Source organism: Halomonas sp. IOP_31 (assembly GCF_021151495.1).
GTDB classification, from domain to species: domain Bacteria; phylum Pseudomonadota; class Gammaproteobacteria; order Pseudomonadales; family Halomonadaceae; genus Modicisalibacter; species Modicisalibacter zincidurans.
On record NZ_JAIRBP010000046.1, the window covers coordinates 1 to 17275 of the forward strand.

At 59.4% G+C, this 17275-nt stretch carries 16 protein-coding genes; all 16 read right to left on the bottom strand.

Features of this window, described 5'->3' with window-relative positions:
• Positions 1–166: 166 nt before the first annotated feature.
• Positions 167–922 carry a FadR/GntR family transcriptional regulator gene (locus tag K7I12_RS16105; RefSeq protein WP_231664674.1) on the bottom strand — a complete coding sequence of 252 codons (756 nt, stop codon included), beginning with the start codon at positions 920–922 and terminating at the stop codon, positions 167–169.
• Between the two features lie 116 nt (positions 923–1038).
• A complete protein-coding gene (locus K7I12_RS16110) occupies positions 1039–1836 on the bottom strand; it encodes an NAD-dependent epimerase/dehydratase family protein (RefSeq protein ID WP_231664675.1) in 798 nt (265 codons plus the stop codon).
• A gap of 80 nt (positions 1837–1916) precedes the next feature.
• Positions 1917–2783 (bottom strand): amidohydrolase family protein, encoded by an 867-nt coding sequence (locus K7I12_RS16115; protein WP_231664676.1) that lies wholly within the window; start codon positions 2781–2783, stop codon positions 1917–1919.
• Between the two features lie 2 nt (positions 2784–2785).
• Positions 2786–3922 carry a mandelate racemase/muconate lactonizing enzyme family protein gene (locus K7I12_RS16120; protein WP_231664677.1) on the bottom strand — a complete coding sequence of 379 codons (1137 nt, stop codon included), beginning with the start codon at positions 3920–3922 and terminating at the stop codon, positions 2786–2788.
• 33 nt (positions 3923–3955) lie between these two features.
• On the bottom strand, positions 3956–5236 hold the full coding sequence (locus tag K7I12_RS16125; protein ID WP_031384468.1) for a TRAP transporter large permease: 1281 nt from the start codon (positions 5234–5236) through the stop codon (positions 3956–3958).
• 4 nt (positions 5237–5240) lie between these two features.
• The gene (locus K7I12_RS16130) at positions 5241–5774 is read right to left on the bottom strand and encodes a TRAP transporter small permease (protein WP_051907500.1); all 534 of its coding nucleotides are present in this window, start codon (positions 5772–5774) and stop codon (positions 5241–5243) included.
• A 66-nt stretch (positions 5775–5840) separates the two neighbouring features.
• A complete protein-coding gene (locus tag K7I12_RS16135) occupies positions 5841–6845 on the bottom strand; it encodes a TRAP transporter substrate-binding protein (protein WP_031384470.1) in 1005 nt (334 codons plus the stop codon).
• 33 nt (positions 6846–6878) lie between these two features.
• Positions 6879–7796 (bottom strand): 5-dehydro-4-deoxyglucarate dehydratase, encoded by a 918-nt coding sequence (kdgD, locus tag K7I12_RS16140; RefSeq protein WP_031384471.1) that lies wholly within the window; start codon positions 7794–7796, stop codon positions 6879–6881.
• Between the two features lie 344 nt (positions 7797–8140).
• Positions 8141–9466, bottom strand: a complete 1326-nt coding sequence (locus K7I12_RS16145; protein WP_231664678.1) for a glucarate dehydratase family protein — start codon at positions 9464–9466, stop codon at positions 8141–8143.
• 47 nt (positions 9467–9513) lie between these two features.
• Entirely contained in the window at positions 9514–11079 is a 1566-nt protein-coding gene (garD, locus tag K7I12_RS16150) for a galactarate dehydratase (RefSeq protein WP_231664679.1), read from the bottom strand.
• A 46-nt stretch (positions 11080–11125) separates the two neighbouring features.
• Positions 11126–12634 (bottom strand): tripartite tricarboxylate transporter permease, encoded by a 1509-nt coding sequence (locus tag K7I12_RS16155; RefSeq protein WP_231664680.1) that lies wholly within the window; start codon positions 12632–12634, stop codon positions 11126–11128.
• Positions 12635–12650: 16 nt separating this feature from the next.
• Positions 12651–13094 (bottom strand): tripartite tricarboxylate transporter TctB family protein, encoded by a 444-nt coding sequence (locus tag K7I12_RS16160; protein ID WP_231664681.1) that lies wholly within the window; start codon positions 13092–13094, stop codon positions 12651–12653.
• Between the two features lie 68 nt (positions 13095–13162).
• Complete coding sequence (locus K7I12_RS16165) at positions 13163–14218, bottom strand: ABC transporter substrate-binding protein (RefSeq protein WP_231664682.1); 1056 nt, start codon at positions 14216–14218, stop codon at positions 13163–13165.
• A gap of 122 nt (positions 14219–14340) precedes the next feature.
• Positions 14341–15258 carry a 5-dehydro-4-deoxyglucarate dehydratase gene (gene kdgD / locus K7I12_RS16170; protein WP_231664683.1) on the bottom strand — a complete coding sequence of 306 codons (918 nt, stop codon included), beginning with the start codon at positions 15256–15258 and terminating at the stop codon, positions 14341–14343.
• A 308-nt stretch (positions 15259–15566) separates the two neighbouring features.
• Positions 15567–16061: a phosphohistidine phosphatase SixA gene (sixA, locus tag K7I12_RS16175; protein ID WP_231664684.1), complete on the bottom strand. Its 495-nt coding sequence runs from the start codon at positions 16059–16061 to the stop codon at positions 15567–15569.
• On the bottom strand, positions 16058–17119 hold the full coding sequence (locus tag K7I12_RS16180; RefSeq protein WP_231664685.1) for an NAD(P)H-dependent glycerol-3-phosphate dehydrogenase: 1062 nt from the start codon (positions 17117–17119) through the stop codon (positions 16058–16060). Before K7I12_RS16180 ends, sixA begins: the two co-directional genes overlap by 4 nt.
• Positions 17120–17275: the final 156 nt, after the last annotated feature.

Sequence of the window (17275 nt, forward strand, 5' to 3'; positions counted from 1 at the left end):
TAGGCCGGCTCCAGGCGTTGATTGGTGCTCGGGTCGATGGCCTGAATCGGCTCGCTGGCCCCAGCGACGGCCTGCTGGCCGATGAGTAGTTTGCCTTCCAAGGTCATGACTTCCTCCTGAGTTGCGCGGGCCGAAAAGCGGCCCGTCGTGGCTAGGCTTTCGGGTGCTACGATTCCTGATACTTGGCGTACATGTTCCTGGCCCGGTTGAGGTGCTGGTACATCATCTCGCGGGCCGATTCGCCGTCGCGGGCGAAGATCGCTTCGAGCACGTAGGTGTGCTCCTCCTCGACACGGGCCAGGTACCTGTCGGTCGCCGAGGTGTTGATCTCGATGCTCATCAGCTTGGCACGCGGAATGACGCTCTGGCTGAGTTGTTCGTAGAACGACTTGAAGAAGGGGTTATGGGTCGCCGCGGCGATGGCATAGTGGAACTCGTAATCCTCGACGCGCGCCTGAGAACTTGCGGCGCGTGCGCGAACGAACGCATCGTGCTTGTCACGCAGGATGCGTCGATCGTCGTCGTCATGACGCAGCGCCGCCAGCTCGGCGGCGGCCGGCTCGATGTTCAGCCGCAACTCGAGCACATGCAGGATGTCCTCGACCGTGGTCGGGCTGATGCGGTTGGCGGGCATCGCCTCGACAATGGCATTGCGCAACACCGTGGTACCCACGCCGCGGCGGGTCTCGACGAGACCCAGCGACTTGAGGTGGGTGATCGCCTCGCGGATGACCGTACGGCTGACCCCGAAGGAGTCGCACAGGCCATTCTCGGTCGGCAGCTTTTCGCCGACGGCAATCCCGCCGTTGACGATCAGCGCCTCGAGCTGGTCGGCCACGTGCAGCGAGAGGCTGCCCTCCCGTGAAACGCGCTGTATGTTCAGCGTCTTCAAGCCATTCATTGCGTCGTTCTTGCCTGCCATATCGGTTTCCACTGCGCCACGGGTTGAGAAGCTTTCGAGCCTGGCCGTCTGGCACCAGTGCGGATCGCCTGGGACGCTGTCACGGCAATCCGCTCACTGGACCACGCACCGACAGCTCAATCGTCGGGGTGGCCGAAGGTGGCGAACGGCCCACCCTGAAAGATGACCGTCGGGTCCTGAGGGTCGATTTCGGGGGCCGCGCCCTCGATCTCTTCGCGCCAGGGCTCGGAGCTGTCCTTGGGCACCCAGCCCAGGAACGAGGCCTTGCTGTTGTCCCACCACTGTTCGGAGTTGTTGGAAGCGCCATAGACGACGGTATAGCCCAGCTTAGGCGCCGAGAGCGCGCGCTGCGCGAGGCTGACGAAGTCCTCGCCGCTCAGCCAGATCGCCAACTTGCGGGTATCGGTCGGCTTGGGATGGCACCAGCCGATGCGCACGCTCAGGGTCTCGATGTCGAACTTGTGATAGTAAAGACAGGCCAGGTCTTCGCCGAAGCACTTCGAGACGCCATAGATCGAGTCGGGGCGATGCGGGACCTGAGTATCGAGCTTCTGCGTGCGCTCGTAATAGCCCGTCGTGTGATTGGAACTGGCGAAGATGATGCGCGGCTTGCCATGCTGCCGGGCCGCCTCGTACAGATTGTAGGTGCCGATAATATTGGCCTGAAGAATGCTGTTCCAGGGTTTCTCCAGCGAGACGCCGCCCAGGTGGATAATGGCATCGCAGCCCTCCACCAGCGAACTGACGGCCTGGGCATCCGCCAGATCGCACGTCACCAGCTCTTCATGGCTGGCTGCCTCGCCCAGATCACCGATATCCGACAGACGCACCTGCTTCGCCAGCGTTGCGAGCTGCGGCCGGATGAGACGCCCCATCCCGCCGGCGGCACCGGTCACCAGAAGACGATTGATCATGTGTTCCTCCCTCGTTCATGGCCATCGCAATGCATGTCGATGGCGTACCTAGTAGTCACGCATATGTCTGAAATCGAAAGTCACTCGAACCCGTACAGCGTTGCCGGATTGTCGACCAGAATCTTTCGCTGCACCTCGGGGCTCGCCCAGTCGAGCAGCACGTCGAGCTGTTCGGCATCGTCGGGATACTGCTCGCGTGGCACGCCGACGTGCGGCCAGTTGGAGCCCCAGAGGATGCGCTCGGGGGCATGCGCGATGACCCGCTTGGCGATCGCCCCGATATCCGCGTAGTCGGGACCGCCGGTCCGGCTGGCTTCGTAGCCGGCGCAGATCTTGAACCAGGCGTTGCCGCGGTCGAGCAGCCGCAGGATCTCCTCGACCCGGGCGTCGTCCGCCGGCACCGGCGGCATGAACTTGCCGATATGATCGATAATGTACTCGCCTTCGATGCGCTGCAGGCCGTCGAGATAGTCGTGCAAGTTGCAGCCGTTGAACTGCACCATCAGGTGCCAGCCCAGCGGACGGATGCGCCGCTCGACATCGAACATCTGCTCATGGGTGACCGCGCCGCCTGGCAGGTTCATGATCCGCGCCCCGCGCACGCCCTTGGCGTGCCAGACCTGCAGGTCGCTGTCCGGGGTATCGGGGGTCACCGCAGCAACGCCGCGGGCGGCTTGCGTGCCCAGTTGATCGAGCGCCGCGAGCAAGGCGCTGTTGTCACGCTGGTAGGCGTTGGGCTGGGTGACCACCACCCGCTCCAGCGACAGCCGTTGCTGAACGCGACAATAGTCCTCGACCGTCGCCAGCTCGGGGATCCTGGGGCCGCCGGGTTGGGCTTCGAAGCCCGGCAGGTACAGATGAATGTGACAGTCGGTGGCCCCGGCCGGCGCCTTGAGCCTGGGCGCCGGACCGTCGAGCGGGCGGGTGTTGGCGGGAATCTCTGACACGCTCATGCCTCCTTCAAAGCGAATTGGCGCAATGCCTCGCGGTTGATCTCGATGCCTAGGCCGGGACCGTCCGGGATACGCACGACGCCCTGGTCATGCTCGATCGGCGTTTGCACGACGGCCTGGCGGAACGGGTTCCTGGTGCGATCGAACTCCATGATCGGCTCGATGGGCTTGCGGCGCGGCGGATTGGGCGGCAGTGCCGCCATGAACTGCAAGCTGGCCGCGAGACACACCGCCGTGCCCCACACGTGCGGCACCAGGCGCACGCCGAACATCGCCGCCATGTCGGCGACGCGGCGCATTTCGGTGAATCCGCCCACCCCGCAGACATCGGGCTGGGCGATATCCACCGCGCGACTCGAGAGCGGCTCGAGCATGGCGTAGCGGCCGTGCCAGTTCTCGCCACTGGCCACGGGGATCGGCTGGCCGTCGCGTACCGCGCGGTAGGTGGCGATCTGTTCAGGGAGCACCGGCTCCTCGAACCAGTCGATGCGGTACTGTTCCGCCCGCTTGCCGACCTCCAGCGCTTCCAACAGGTCATAGCCGTGGTTGGCGTCGATCATCAGCCGACGCTCGGGGCCGATCGCCTCGCGCGCCGCGGCAATCGAGCGCAGATCCTCTTCGACATCGAAGCCGATCTTGATCTTGACACCATGAAAGCCTTCGCGGGCGTAGCCGGCCACCTCGTCGGCGACATCCTGGACCCGGTCGATACCGTCGCGGCGAAACGAGCCCGTGGCGTAGGCACGCACGCTGTCGCGAAAGCGTCCGCCCAGCAGCTCGCTGACCGGCGCGCCGTAATGCTTGCCCTTGATGTCCCACAGGGCGATATCGATGCCGCTCAGCGCCGTCACGGTCAGCCCACGCTGGCCCTGGTCGCGCAAGCGATTGTAGAGCTCGAGCCAGAGCTTCTCGGTTTCCAGCGGGTTCTGACCGATCAGCGCCGCGGCGTAGATGTCGACCACCGCCGCATTGGCCTTGGCCGGCCCCAGGCACTCGCCCCAGCCCACCGTGCCGTCGTCGCAGACCACCTCCACCAGACAGTGCTGGCGCCGTTCGAAGCGCATCGAGGCGCTTTCGAAGGCTTGGTCGAGTTTATGGTCGAGGAGGTGCGTGTGTATCTTTTCGATCTTCATATCGGACAGCCAATGATCGTATGGAAGTAAGCGCTATTCGAAGAAACCCGGCAACGTCAGCGAGATCGCCGGCACGTAGGTCACCAGCATCAACACCACGAACAGCGCCAGGTAGAACGGCCAGATGGTGCGTACCGTCTGCTCGATCTTGATCTTGCCGATCACGCTGCCCACGAACAGACAGGTGCCGACCGGCGGCGTACACAGCCCCAGGCCGAGATTCATCATCATGATGATGCCGAACTGGATCGGATCTACGCCGAACTGGGCCGCCACCGGCAGGAAGATCGGCGTGATGATCAGGATCAGCGCCGCCATGTCCATGATCATGCCCAACCCCAGCAACAGCAGGTTGAGCATCAACAGCACGACGTAGGGGTTGTCGGAGATGCTCAGCAACGTATCGGTCAGCAGTTGCGGCACACTGTACAGCGCCAGCAGATACGAGAATGCCGAGGCGCAGCCCACCAGGATCATCACCAGCGACGTAGTGCGCACGGCCTGATAGACCGCCCGCTTGAACGACTCCCAGCGCAGCTCGCGATATACCAAACTAGTCACCACGATGGCGTAGATCGCGCCGAAGGCGCCGGATTCGGTCACCGTCAGGATCCCCGAGAGCACCCCGCCGACAATGATCACGGCAGTCAGCAGTCCGGGTAGCGCCGCCGCGAAGCTGACGATCAGCGCCATCCAGCCGGGGAACGGCTCGCCCCCGTAACCCCGCTTGACCGCCACGATGTAGGCTGCCAACGCCAGGACCAGACACATCAGCACGCCCGGCACGATACCGGCGATGAACAGTTTGGTTATCGAGATGCCGCCGCCCGCGGCGACAGCGTAGAGGATCATGTTTTGGCTGGGCGGAATGACCACCCCGGCGATGGAAGACGTTACGGTCACGTTGACCGCGTAGTCGGCGTCGTAGCCCTTTTCCTTCATGGCCGGGATGAGGATCGAGCCGAGCGCCGAGGTATCGGCGACCGCCGAGCCGGAGATGCCTCCGAACAACATCGACGAACTGACGTTGACCATGCCCAGCCCGCCACGCACTCGGCCCACGGCCGCCGAGGCCAGTCGCACCAGCCGGCTGGAGATCCCGCCATGCAGCATCAGTTCGCCGGCAAAGATGAAGAACGGTATGGCCAGCAGCGAAAAGACCGAGATACCGGAAAGAATTCGCTGAAAAGCCACGAACAATGGCAGGCCTTCGTAGAGAAAAGCTCCGACCGCCGCCAGGCCAACGGCGAAGGTCACCGGAGCGCCGACGATAAGACCCAGAAAGAACAGGCCGAACAGGATCGTAAGTCCCATAAGATCAAACCTCTCGTGACTTGAGCAGGCGCTGAGCGATATTGACGCAGGAGAACAAGACCATCAGCACACCGCTGATCACCAGCGGTGCCGCACGCCAACTCTCGGAAAAGCCGATTATCGGAATGGGACGACTGAGATTTTCCATGACCAGTTGCCAGCCCTGCCAGGTCATGAAAAAACCGAAGAAAGTGACGAAAAGATCGGCAATATAGCGCATGATTTCACGTGGAAATGCGGGCAGTCCCTCGCGTACGAAATCGATGGCCAGGTGACTGTTATTGCGCACCCCGGCGGCTGCGCCGAGGAAAGTGATGTAGACGACAATAACCAACGATGTCTGCTCGACCCAGGTTGGCGTATCGTTGAGTACATAACGTCCGAAGACCAGCCAGCCGAAGGTGATGACCATGAAAACCATCAGCACGCCCGCCACGATGATGCAGAAATGGGCGATACCATCCAGAAATCTATCCAGCAGTGTCTTCGGAGTTGCTTCTGCATCCTGATCACTGATTTGATCGAAGTAGGAACTCACGGAGGTTAATCCTTTCAAGTCCCCCCGGGTCGATACCGGCCCGGGGGAGTTCATGGATTGATACGATTACTGCTGCGCGGCCTGGATATCGGTGACCAGCGACTCGAGTTGCGGGTTCTGCTTGACGAACTCGGCGTAGATGGGCTGCATCTTTTCCTGGAATGCCGCTTTGTCGGTCACTTCGTTGACCTCCACGCCAGCGCTGACAATTTTCTCGCGGCTAGCCTTGGAGCCCTCGGCCCAGAGTTGCCGCTGTTTCTTGGCGGCGTTCTCTGCAGCCTGACGAACGATCTGCTGATCTTCTTCGCTGAGATCTTCCCAACTGGACTTGGCGATACACAGACACTCCGGCAGGATCAGATGCTCGGTCAGTGAATAGTACTGGGCAATTTCGTAGTGGCCACTAGACTCGTAAGAGGGATAATTGTTCTCGGCGCCGTCGATAACCCCGGTCTTGAGCGCCTGATAGACGTCACTGTAGGCCATGGGTGTCGCATTGCCGCCCAGGTTATCGATCATCTCCACGTACAAGTCGTTGTTCATCACGCGGACCTTGAGCCCTTGGACGTCCTCGGGCGTTTCCACCGGACGAGCGGTGTTGTAAAGACTGCGCGCGCCGGAGCCGAACCAGGACAGGGCGATGAGGTTCTTTTCGGCGAGCGCATCGGCGAAGCGGTCGCCTATTTCACCGTCCATGACCTTGTACATGTCTTCAACGCTATTGAAGATGAACGGCAGCGATAGCACGTTGGTGGCCGGCACGATCGGCCCCATCGGGCCCATGTTGAAGTTGGCAAAGTCCAGCGCGCCGCTGCGAGTCTGCTCGATGGCGTCCGGCTGGTTGCCCAGAACCCCGCTGTTATAAACCTTGGGCTCGACACGACCCTCGGTCTTCTCGGCGACCTCCTTGGCGAAACCTTCCAGCGCTACGGTATTCGGGTAGCCCGGTGGCTGGATGTTCCAGCCCCGCCACTGCTCGGCCTGGACCGGCATGGCCATGGCGGTCAGTGCACCCGCAATCGCGGTGACTTGCAGGCAACCGGCTACACTAAAGCGCTTACTTGTTTGCATGATATGACTCCTGTTGTATCGCTGGTTTTGTCGTTATAGCTGATGGGCTGTTTCAACCAATCTTTCGAGTTGCTGACGCTCGTCCAGGCTCGGCATGACAAGCGGAGAGCGTACGTTTCCGGCAGGCTTGCCGATGATGTCGGCGCCCGCCTTGATCAGGCTTACTGCATAGCCCTTCTTGTTATCGCGAAGTTCGATGAAGGGAATGAAGAACTTCTGGGTAATGTCTCGAACCACCTCCTTATTGCCTTTCCTGAGCTCCCGGTAGAACTTCACCGCCATTTCCGGCACGAAGTTGAATACCGCCGAGGAGTAGGTGTTGACGCCGATGGACAGATACGCCTCGGCGAAGATCTCGGCGGTGGGCACGCCGCCCACGTAAACCAGGCGATCGCCGACCGTCTTGACGATCTTGTTGAGCGCCTGGATGTCACCCTTGCCGTCCTTCAGGCCGATCAGATTGGGGCAGGCATCGGCGAGCTTTTGCACGGCGTCGGCCTCGAGAATGCCGTTGCCGCGGTTGTAGTAGATGACGTTGATCGACGTCGAATCGCAGATCTGGCGGGCGTACTCCACCAGGCCGTCCTGCGGGCATTCGGTGAGGTATGGCGGCATCAGCAGGATACCGTCGGCGCCCGCTTCTTCGGCGGCCTTGGCGTAGGCCTGGCCGGCGCCAACGCTCAGCCCGGCGCTGGCGATGACCGGCAGCTTGCCGCCCACCGCCTCGACGGCCTGGGAAACGATCGCGCGGTACTCGTCCAGCGTCAGGTTGAAGAACTCGCCGGTCCCGCCGGCCACGAATACGGCGGAGATGTCATGACTGACGAACCACTCGAGGCGCTTGCGATAGCCCTCGGCATCGAAGGCGCCGCTGGCGTCGAAGTCGGTGATGGGGAACGAAAGCAGGCCATCGCCGACCGCTTTCACGACATCGTCTCTTGAAAAACTCACGTTCGTTCCTCTTGCTCGAGCCCCTGCGGTGGGACACAGACATGGGCGAAGACAGCAGGACTTGTTAGCTCTCTTCTGGCCTGTTTGTCATACATCATACAAATGAAAGTAAGGTTTAGCCAAAACCAAAGCAACATCAACCATAGTTGATAAGACCAAAGGCTAATGAATAGTCATGCGAACAAGCCTTACAACTGATCGGCCACATGCAGTGACAGGCTACCCTTGCGCGGAATCCACCGAACGTTCAGATGCGCCAGGTTAACCCGCGTTATAAGCTTGCCTGCCATGACTTAATTCCTTTATAGCGTGGTTGAGTGTTGATTCATGGAACGTGCACTCAGTCAGCGCACCATGGTGGGTTTCTTGGGATCGAAGGCCCAGCCAGGGATCAGGTACTGCATGGCCATGGCATCGTTACGCTGCGTGACATCGAGGCTCTTGTAGAGCGCATGGGCCGCATCGAGCTGCTCCATGTCCAGCTCGATACCCAACCCGGGCGCGTCGGGCACACGCAGCTTGCCGTCGCGAATCTGGAACGGCTCCTTGGTGATGCGCTGGCCATCCTGCCAGATCCAGTGGGTGTCGATGGCGGTGATCTCGCCCGGGCAGGCCGCGGCCACGTGGGTCATCATCGCCAGCGAGACATCGAAGTGATTGTTGCTGTGCGAGCCCCAGGTCATGCCCCACGCGTTGCAGAGTTCCCCCACCGCGACAGCGCCCTGCATGGTCCAGAAGTGACAATCGGCCAGCGGAATGTCCACGGCATTGAGCTGCACCGCGTACTGCAGCTGCTTGAAGTCGGTGGCGATCATGTTGGTCGCCGTGGGCAGGCCGGTACGCTTCTTGAATTCGGCCATGGTCTCGCGCCCGGAATAGCTGTCTTCCTGACCGCAGGGATCTTCGGCGTAGCTCAGCAGATCGCGGATCGGCGTCAGCACGCGCACCGCTTCGTCCAGCGTCCAGGCTCCATTGGGGTCGAGGGTCAACCGCGCCTCGGGGAACGCCTCGTGCAACGCCCGGATGCAGTCGGCTTCCTCCTCGCCGCGCAGTACACCGCCCTTGAGCTTGAAGTCCTTGAAGCCGTAGCGATCAAACGCCGCCTTGGCCAGGTTGGCGACGGCGTCGGGGGTCAGGGCCTCGCGGCAGCGCAGCTCTTCCCAGGCATCGCGGGGATTGATCGGCTTGGGGTATGGCAGGTCGGTCTTGTCCGGATCGCCGAGCAGGAACAGGTAGCCGAGCGCCTCGACCTCGTCGCGCTGGCGGCCAAACTGACCCAGCAGGTCCGCCACCGGCATGTTCATGGCCTGGCCGAACAGATCGAACAGCGCCGACTCGATCGCCGTCAGCACATGCACCCCGACGCGCAGGTCGAAGGTCTGGCGACCGCGTTCCTCACGGCCGTTACCCGCCAGCAACAGGCGGCACCGGTTGAGGATACGCTTGACGTCGTTGACTGCCGCCCCCTCCACCAAGGCGCGACATTGCTCCAACCCCTTGAGAATGCCTTCGCTGGAAGGGATCTCGCCTACGCCCTGGTTACCGGCGCTGTCTTCCAGGATCACCACGCAGCGCACGAACCACGGCGCGTGACCACCGCTCAGGTTGAGAAGAAAGCTATCGTAGCCGGCGACCGGGACCACGCGCATGCTTTTGACGGTTGGGAACATGATTTTGATTCCTAAATATTACTAGTGACGGATAAAACAAAGCGCTTTCAGGTGACTGGCGCCGGGTTGAACAGCACGAGATCGTTGTGCAGGCCTAGACGGTCCGCCGCCACAAGCTTCCTGCCACTGGCCACGTCCAGGATTAGGTGGAATAGCTCCCATCCGATGTCTTCGATGCTGGCGTCTCCAGTGGCAATGCGCCCCGCATCCAGATCGATGATGTCGTGCCAGCGCTGGCTGAGTGCGGTATTAGTGGCAACCTTGATGACCGGAACCATGGGCAAGCCATACGGCGTCCCCCGCCCTGTCGTGAAGACCTGCAGGTTCATGCCTGCGGCGAGTTGCAACGTGCCGCAGATGAAATCGCTGGCCGGCGTGGCGGCAAACGTTAGGCCTCGCCTGCGAAGCCGCTCCCCCGGGCCAATGACATCGACGATGGGACTGTTGCCCGACTTGATGATGGAGCCCAGCGCCTTTTCCACGACATTGCTCAGACCGCCGCGCTTGTTACCCGGTGAAGGGTTGGCGCTGCGATCCGCCTGGCCCTGCTCGAGATAGTTGTCGTACCAGGCCATCTGATCAAGCAGCGCCTCACCGACCGCTTTGCTGACGGCACGCGGGGTGAGCAGATGGATGGCATCGCGCACTTCGGTCACTTCGGAGAACATGACGCTGCCGCCGGCTCGCACGATCAGGTCGGTGGCAAATCCCACGGCGGGGTTGGCGGTCACGCCGGAGAACGCATCGCTCCCACCACACTGCATGCCGACGACCAGCTCCGATGCCGGGCAGGTTTCACGCCGGCGACGATTCAGCTTCTCGAGATGGCGCTCCGCCATGGCCATGATCCCATTGACCATGTCCTCGAAACCGGAAAAGCTCTCGTCCTGTAAGCTCAGGACGTTCGCCTCGGGATCCGCCGCTTCGGTATTCTCGTAGATCCTTACCGGCTGGTCGGACAATAGAGTCGATGGCTGCAGCTTTTCGCAACCCAAGCCGATGACCATGACCTCACCGCCGAAGTTGGGATTCAGCGAAATGTTTTTCAGCGTGCGAATCGGAACGATCGCAGCAGGGGCATTGATGGCGACACCGCAGCCATAGGTGTGATTGAGCGCCACGACATCGTCGACATTGGGATAACTGGGCAGTAATTCATCCTTGATGCGCCGGACGACGTAGTCAGTCGTGCCGGCTACGCACTGCACGCTGGTGGTGATCCCCAGCACGTTTTTGGTACCCACCGAACCATCGGGATTGCGGAACCCTTCGAAGGTGTAGCCTTCAAGAGGCTCCGCTTCGGGCATGGAGCGAGTCGCCAACGGCATGTCATGCAACCCCGGGGCTCGTGGCAGCTGTACATTGGTCTCGTTGACGTGCCCGCCCCGGGGGATATCGCATGTAGCCGTGCCGATGACCTCGCCATATCGGACAATGACTCCACCTTTGTCGATCTCAGCCAAGGCAACCTTGTGCCCCTGGGGAATAGCTACCTTTAGTATAGTGTCATTAGTTAGCCGAGTACCTGCGGGGAGACCGCCACGCTGCACAATGATAGCCACGTTATCCCTATCATGTACTTTGATAACTTTATTGTCTGGCTTCTTTTCCATAACAGCGCTCTCCTTCAAGATCGTTCAGACAGGGCAACACTGCGTTTCAGCTAGTAGATGCCAGACTCTCCGAGCGGCGGGCCTTCACCCTGATGAATATTGAAAAAGCCACTGAAATGAATATCAGGACCCATAGAAATACGGCTATCGGGCTCTTTGTAAAAAAGATCAAAAGGTTGCCATAAGACTCGATACTCTTGACAAAATAGACTTCTGCCGACCCGCCCAGAATGAATCCAATGATAAGCGGAACAAGCTCAATTCCTATTTTGCATGCAACATAACCGAAGAGACCGAAAATCAATAGCGTCCAGACATCGAACATGATGCCATAATTTATCGCATAGGCACCCACCACACACATCATGACAATAATTGGGTATAGAATATGCTTGGGTACTTCGACAACTTTAGCGATATACTTTATCGCAAAGAACATGATCCCGAACATCACGAAGTTAGCCACAATCAAGGCAATAATAATCGTATACCAGGTATCGATATTCTCACCAATAAAAAGCGGGCCAACCTGTACTCCTTGCAGGGTAAAAGCGCCAATGAGAATTGCCGTAGTCGAATCCCCGGGGATACCTAGAGAGAGCAAAGGCACCAAGGCTCCCCCCGTCAAGGCATTGTTAGAGGATTCAGAGGCAACCAGACCTTGCGGAGCCCCTTTACCCATTTGGCTAGAGTCTCTCGAAAAATTCTTTTCTTGGGTATAGGCCAATACCGATGCAGCACTACCCCCGACGCCGGGAAGCATGCCTACGAAAGTGCCAATCGAAGAAGAGCGAACCAGATTGACAAACTGCCCCTTGAAGATTCTAAAAGAAAATTTGGAGCCCTTGGTAAGCTTGATGGTAGGGTTCGCAGCCTCTCCCTTGAAGCCTTTTTCAGCGTCCTGAAGGATCGTGGTAATTCCGAATATGCCAATCAGCACAGGAAGCAGCGAAAAGCCACTTACCAGATAGTATTCCATAAAATCGAACATCAGGCGAGTCTCACCATTGCCTCCATTGGTGATCTCGTAGGTGCCGATAAGACTAAGCCAGACCCCTAGCACACCGCTGAATATACCCATAAGCATATTCTTGGTCAGTGAAGCAATCACAGTCAGTGCCAGAAAAATGATCAGGAATTTCTCCACATAGGAGAACTTTATTGCAAAATCGGCTAGGACCGGGGCAAAGTAAAAGAGCACGCCGGCACTGAACAGCCCGCCAAAAATAGAAGCAACAATACTGACCTTGAGCGCCCGCTCACCTTCCCCTTTCTTGGCCATTGGGTAGCCATCGAACGTCGTCGTGATGGAAGAAGGCGTCCCAGGTATGTTCAAGAGCACTGCCGGCACCATGCCGCCAGAGATACCACCGACATACAGGCCGAGCAATAAAGCCAGGCCGCTGTTGAGATCAAGGGCATAGGTCAGCGGCAGGGAGACGGCAACCGCCATCGTTGCTGTCATGCCGGGAATAGCCCCGAAGATGACGCCAATAAGGGTACCGGCTACTATCAACAGAAAAAACATCGGGGAGAAGTTCGACAGGAATTCCATAGTATTCACTCTGCCATTAGGGTAGCGTGATTCTGAATAGCTGGGACAGTACGTACCAGGCCAGTACTGGCGCAACAACTGAATTGACGGAAATTATGATTAAATTTTTGCGCGATCTGTCCTCGACGTAGAGAGTCGCCAACAAGAACACAAAAGGAATTGACGTCAACAAAAAACCATATCCAGTATTAGGGAATGCATCTCCAACTACTGCCATGAAATAAAAGTAGGCAATTATCAATACCAGCGTACCGAAGAAGCGCCACCTGTCGAATCCATGTTCTGCAAATAGCACCGCCCGTCCTGCTTGCTTAAGAGCAAGAGGAATTCTCCTGCGCTTGCTAATCAAGATGATCACCAGGAGACCCAGCAGGATATAAGTTATCAGCTTTGGAAAGAACAGGTGCGACTGTTCAAATGCTATACTGACATCGAACAATGAAAGAAACTGGCCTTCCATAGAGCCTTCTCCATTCAAGCGCGTTAGCAATCAACAGCCGGCACGGACATCTGTGCCGGCATGCTGAGTCACTTGATGTTTTCGATAATCTCTGCGTACTGGTCGCGCTTGTCCTTCAAATACGCCTGCGCTTCGCTAGAAGGCTTGAAGTTAGGGATAAAGAAGGATTTTTTCAGCTCCTTCTGGATTTCTCCTTCAGCATAAACTTCCTTGAGCGCATTATCGATACAGCTGACAAGCTTGGGATCCACCTCCTTGTTGTAAAGGAAGAAAAACTCTTTATCGAAAGTAAAATTCTCAGACTCGCTCTGAGGCACGCTCACATTTGGATTGACATACTGAAGAAGCTCTGCCCGGGACGTCTTCCCCATTCCTTCTTCGTTGGTCTGCTTGATCGTATCGTTCCTGGCAGTCAGCCAGACGAACCGCATTGCCTTTTGGTCGTCCGCCGGCAAGCGAGTGTACTGCTCATTAGCCTGCACCGAGCCATTGATAACGTCTGCCATGTCATCGAATAGCAATTGGTTCTTGTCAGCCTGCGAGCCGGTATTGACGGCTACAATGTTATCTTCCTTGCCAGGATACTTAATCTTTACCGCATTCTTTAACGCGCTGAAGCCGACTTCCGAGACACCGCCTGGCTGTATGGCAACGCGGATCTCCTTGCCTTCGCCAGCGGCAGCAATGATGTCATCGATGGTCTTGTAGGGGGAATCCTTAGGCACCAGGTATGCGTTACCCGGGTTAATCGAGACAGTCGGACCTACCGTATACTTTTCGAAGATATTGTCGTAGCCGTTTACGCCATAAAGGTTGCCCAGATAGGACTGATCATGAAAGATCATGACGGTGTTGCCGTTACGGCTCCGATCCAGGGCACGGAAACCCGCCATGGCGCCCACGGCATCCACCTTGGCATTGATATCCAGTTTCTTGGCAAGGTAGTCCGCGACGATACTTGAATTCTGGTAGGTATCGCCCCCTGTCGAGGTCGAACCAATCACCACACGCAAATTGCCGGGGACCGGACAGTCTGCCGCAAAACTCGACATGGAGGCTCCAACAGTCCCCGCAATCGCAACGGCACAGACAAGCTTTCGAAGATGGGTTTTCATGATCTTCATAAATCGTTCTTCCTTTGGCTTGGCGTTTATGAGGCCCTTGTATTTTGTATTGCCCTTAGGCCAGACCTCTCTTCAATGGCCAGATTCGCTTCTTATCGTTTCTCGCGACCTGGCCAAAGCTCTTACAAGTTATTGGCTGTACCGATGAGCTTCTCCAGCTCGTTCCGCTCTTCTGGCGTCGGCATGGTCAGCGGCGCGCGGACCCTACCCGCCGGCCTTCCGATAATATCCGCCCCGGCCTTGACCAGGCTGACCGCATAGCCCTTCTTGTGGTCGCGCAGATTGACGAAGGGAATGAAGAACTCGTTGGTGATCTTTTTGACGGTATCGCTATCACCGGCACGCAGCGCCTTGTAGAACTTGACCGCCATCTCCGGCACGAAGTTGAACACCGCCGAGGAGTAGGTGTTGACGCCGATGGACAGATACGCCTCGGCGAAGATTTCGGCGGTGGGGACACCGCCTATGTACACAAGCCGATCGCCGACCGTCTTGACGATCTTGTTGAGCGCCTGGATATCGCCCTTGCCGTCCTTCAGGCCAATCAGGTTGGGGCAGGCGTCGGCGAGCTTTTGCACCGCGTCGGCCTTGAGGGTGCCGTTGCCGCGGTTGTAGTAGATGACGTTGATCGAGGTCGAATCGCAGATCTGGCGGGCGTACGCCACCAGGCCGTCCTGCGGGCATTCGGTGAGGTATGGCGGCATCAGCAGGATACCGTCGGCCCCCGCCTCTTCGGCGGCCTTGGCGTAGGCCTGGCCGGCGCCGATGCTCAGGCCGGCACTGGCGATGACCGGCAGCTTGCCACCCACCGCCTCGACGGCCAGGGAAACGATCGCACGATACTCGTCCAGCGTCAGATTGAAGAACTCGCCGGTCCCGCCGGCCACGAATACGGCGGAGATGTCATGACTGACGAACCATTCGAGGCGCTTGCGGTAGCTCTCGGCATCGAAGGCGCCGTTGGCGTCAAAGTCGGTGATGGGGAAGGACAACAGACCATCGCCGATTGCCTTGATGACAGCCTCTCTTGAAAAATTCACGATCGTTCCTCTTGCTCGGGTCCTGGGACGTCGGACCAGTGAAGCGGATAAATGGGACAGCAGGGAATTTGTGATCGAACTTGGCTTTGCCACCTGCTTGTCATACATCATACAAGTTCCAAAGGTAGGCAGTTGGGAAAGGCATGGCAACAACGACCATGGTCGACTAAACCAAAGTCTATAAGGACAAGCTCAGGGAGGAACGACAAGAAGCTGGAATGGAGGACTCCCAGTGCGAGTGCAGGATGCCAGGGCCGCAGCGCTGCAGCCCCCGGCCTAGAACCAGCCTTGAACAGGCATTGGCCAGCCTACTGACTGGCGAAGTCGGCGGGATGGCGAAACGTGCGCAGCTCGGCACAGCCCGCCGCCCAGACGTCGGCTTCGAGCACGGCAATGGCTGCGGTGGGCATCGGCAGTTGACTGCGCGGGTCGCGCTCCACCAGGCGGCCGGTCAGACTGCCCACCAGCGGCATATGACTGACCAGCAGCCAAGCAGCCTGTCCGGCTTTGTCGGCTTGCAGCCAGTCGATCACCGCCTCCACCGAATCGTCCGGGGTGATCAGTTCCAGCGTCTCGACACGCTTGCCGAACCGCTCGGCGACAATGCTCGCCGTCTGCTGCGCACGCACGTACGGGCTCGCCGCGATACGCAGGCCCGCCGCCTGAGCCGGAGTCAGCGAGCGTGCCAGCCAGTCCGCCATCAAGGCGACCTCCTCGCGGCCCTGCGCGGTGAGTTCACGACGCTCGTCCGGACTACCGGCGGCCGCCTGGCCATGGCGCATGATCCATAGCGACTGCGTCATGAGTCCTCCTCGCGCCGCTTGGCCTGCACGACATCCTCGCGCGCCAGGGTGAATTCCACGTCGCTGCTTTGCTCGCCCTGCATCAACAGCTTGGCCATGTCGCGGGCCGGCACCCCGTTGAACAGGACCTGATAGAGCCCTTCGCAAAGCGGCATGTAGATGCCCTCCTCGTGGGCCTTGCCACGCACCAGGCTCACCGTGTTGACGCCCTCGGCGACCTGGCCCAGCGCCTCGATCGCTTCGTCGAGGGTCCGACCCTCGCCGAGCGCCTGGCCCACCCGGTAGTTGCGCGACAGGTTCGACGAGCAGGTCACGATCAAATCGCCGACGCCGGCCAGGCCGAGGAAGGTCATCGGGTTGGCGCCCAGCGCGACGGCGAAGCGGCTCATCTCGGCAAGCGCCCGGGTCATCAGCATGCTGCGGGTGTTCTCGCCCATGCCCAGCGCCGCGGCCATGCCGGCGGCGATGGCGTAGAGGTTCTTGAGCGCGCCGCCGAGTTCGACGCCGTAGCGGTCGTTGCTGGCATAGACGCGAAAGTAATCGCAGCCCAGCGCGTTCTGGACTCTGGCCCGGGTCAGCGCATCGTCGCTGGCGATGACCGTCGCGGTCAGTTGCTTCTGAGCGATCTCCGAGGCCAGGTTGGGCCCCGAGAGCACACCGATATGCACCGAGTCGGTCTCCTCCTCGAGGATCTGGCTCATCAGCTTGAAACCCTCGGCCTGGATACCCTTGGTAGTGCTGACGAGGATCTGCCCGGGCTGCAGCCAACGGCTCGCCTGGCGGACCACACTGAGAAACGCCTGGGAGGGGATCGCCACGAACACCAGGCTCGCGCCCTCGATCACCGCGCGCATGTCGCTCGAGGCGACGACCCCTGGGTTGATGGCGAAGTCGGGAAGATAACGCGGGTTGCGATGGTCGCGATTGATCGCCGCCACCTGGTCGTCGTCGCGCAGCCACTGCTTCACGACGGCACCGTTATCGGCGGCGATGCTCGCCAAGGCCGTACCGAAACTACCGCCGCCCAGCACGGCCACCTGAAGTCGCTGGTCGCTCATGGTCCATCCATTGACGGTGAAAACATGTCCAGTGTAAATCGGGTAGGGTCCGGGGTCACCCCCGGAGCCCTCCCACACCACCGGGCATACGGTTCCGTACCACGGCGGTTCGCGAAGAACGGCTGAGCCACCTTACCGTATCAAGTACCGAGATCA

What these genes read in the sequence shown, in the direction of transcription:
- sixA (WP_231664684.1), bottom strand. Translation starts at nt 16,061, where the DNA reads ATGACGCAGTCGCTATGGATCATGCGCCATGGCCAGGCGGCCGCCGGT.
- K7I12_RS16135 (WP_031384470.1), bottom strand. Translation starts at nt 6,845, where the DNA reads ATGCAAACAAGTAAGCGCTTTAGTGTAGCCGGTTGCCTGCAAGTCACC.
- K7I12_RS16155 (WP_231664680.1), bottom strand. Translation starts at nt 12,634, where the DNA reads ATGGAATTCCTGTCGAACTTCTCCCCGATGTTTTTTCTGTTGATAGTA.
- garD (WP_231664679.1), bottom strand. Translation starts at nt 11,079, where the DNA reads ATGGAAAAGAAGCCAGACAATAAAGTTATCAAAGTACATGATAGGGAT.
- K7I12_RS16120 (WP_231664677.1), bottom strand. Translation starts at nt 3,922, where the DNA reads ATGAAGATCGAAAAGATACACACGCACCTCCTCGACCATAAACTCGAC.
- K7I12_RS16145 (WP_231664678.1), bottom strand. Translation starts at nt 9,466, where the DNA reads ATGTTCCCAACCGTCAAAAGCATGCGCGTGGTCCCGGTCGCCGGCTAC.
- K7I12_RS16125 (WP_031384468.1), bottom strand. Translation starts at nt 5,236, where the DNA reads ATGGGACTTACGATCCTGTTCGGCCTGTTCTTTCTGGGTCTTATCGTC.
- K7I12_RS16160 (WP_231664681.1), bottom strand. Translation starts at nt 13,094, where the DNA reads ATGGAAGGCCAGTTTCTTTCATTGTTCGATGTCAGTATAGCATTTGAA.
- K7I12_RS16105 (WP_231664674.1), bottom strand. Translation starts at nt 922, where the DNA reads ATGGCAGGCAAGAACGACGCAATGAATGGCTTGAAGACGCTGAACATA.
- K7I12_RS16165 (WP_231664682.1), bottom strand. Translation starts at nt 14,218, where the DNA reads ATGAAGATCATGAAAACCCATCTTCGAAAGCTTGTCTGTGCCGTTGCG.
- K7I12_RS16110 (WP_231664675.1), bottom strand. Translation starts at nt 1,836, where the DNA reads ATGATCAATCGTCTTCTGGTGACCGGTGCCGCCGGCGGGATGGGGCGT.
- K7I12_RS16180 (WP_231664685.1), bottom strand. Translation starts at nt 17,119, where the DNA reads ATGAGCGACCAGCGACTTCAGGTGGCCGTGCTGGGCGGCGGTAGTTTC.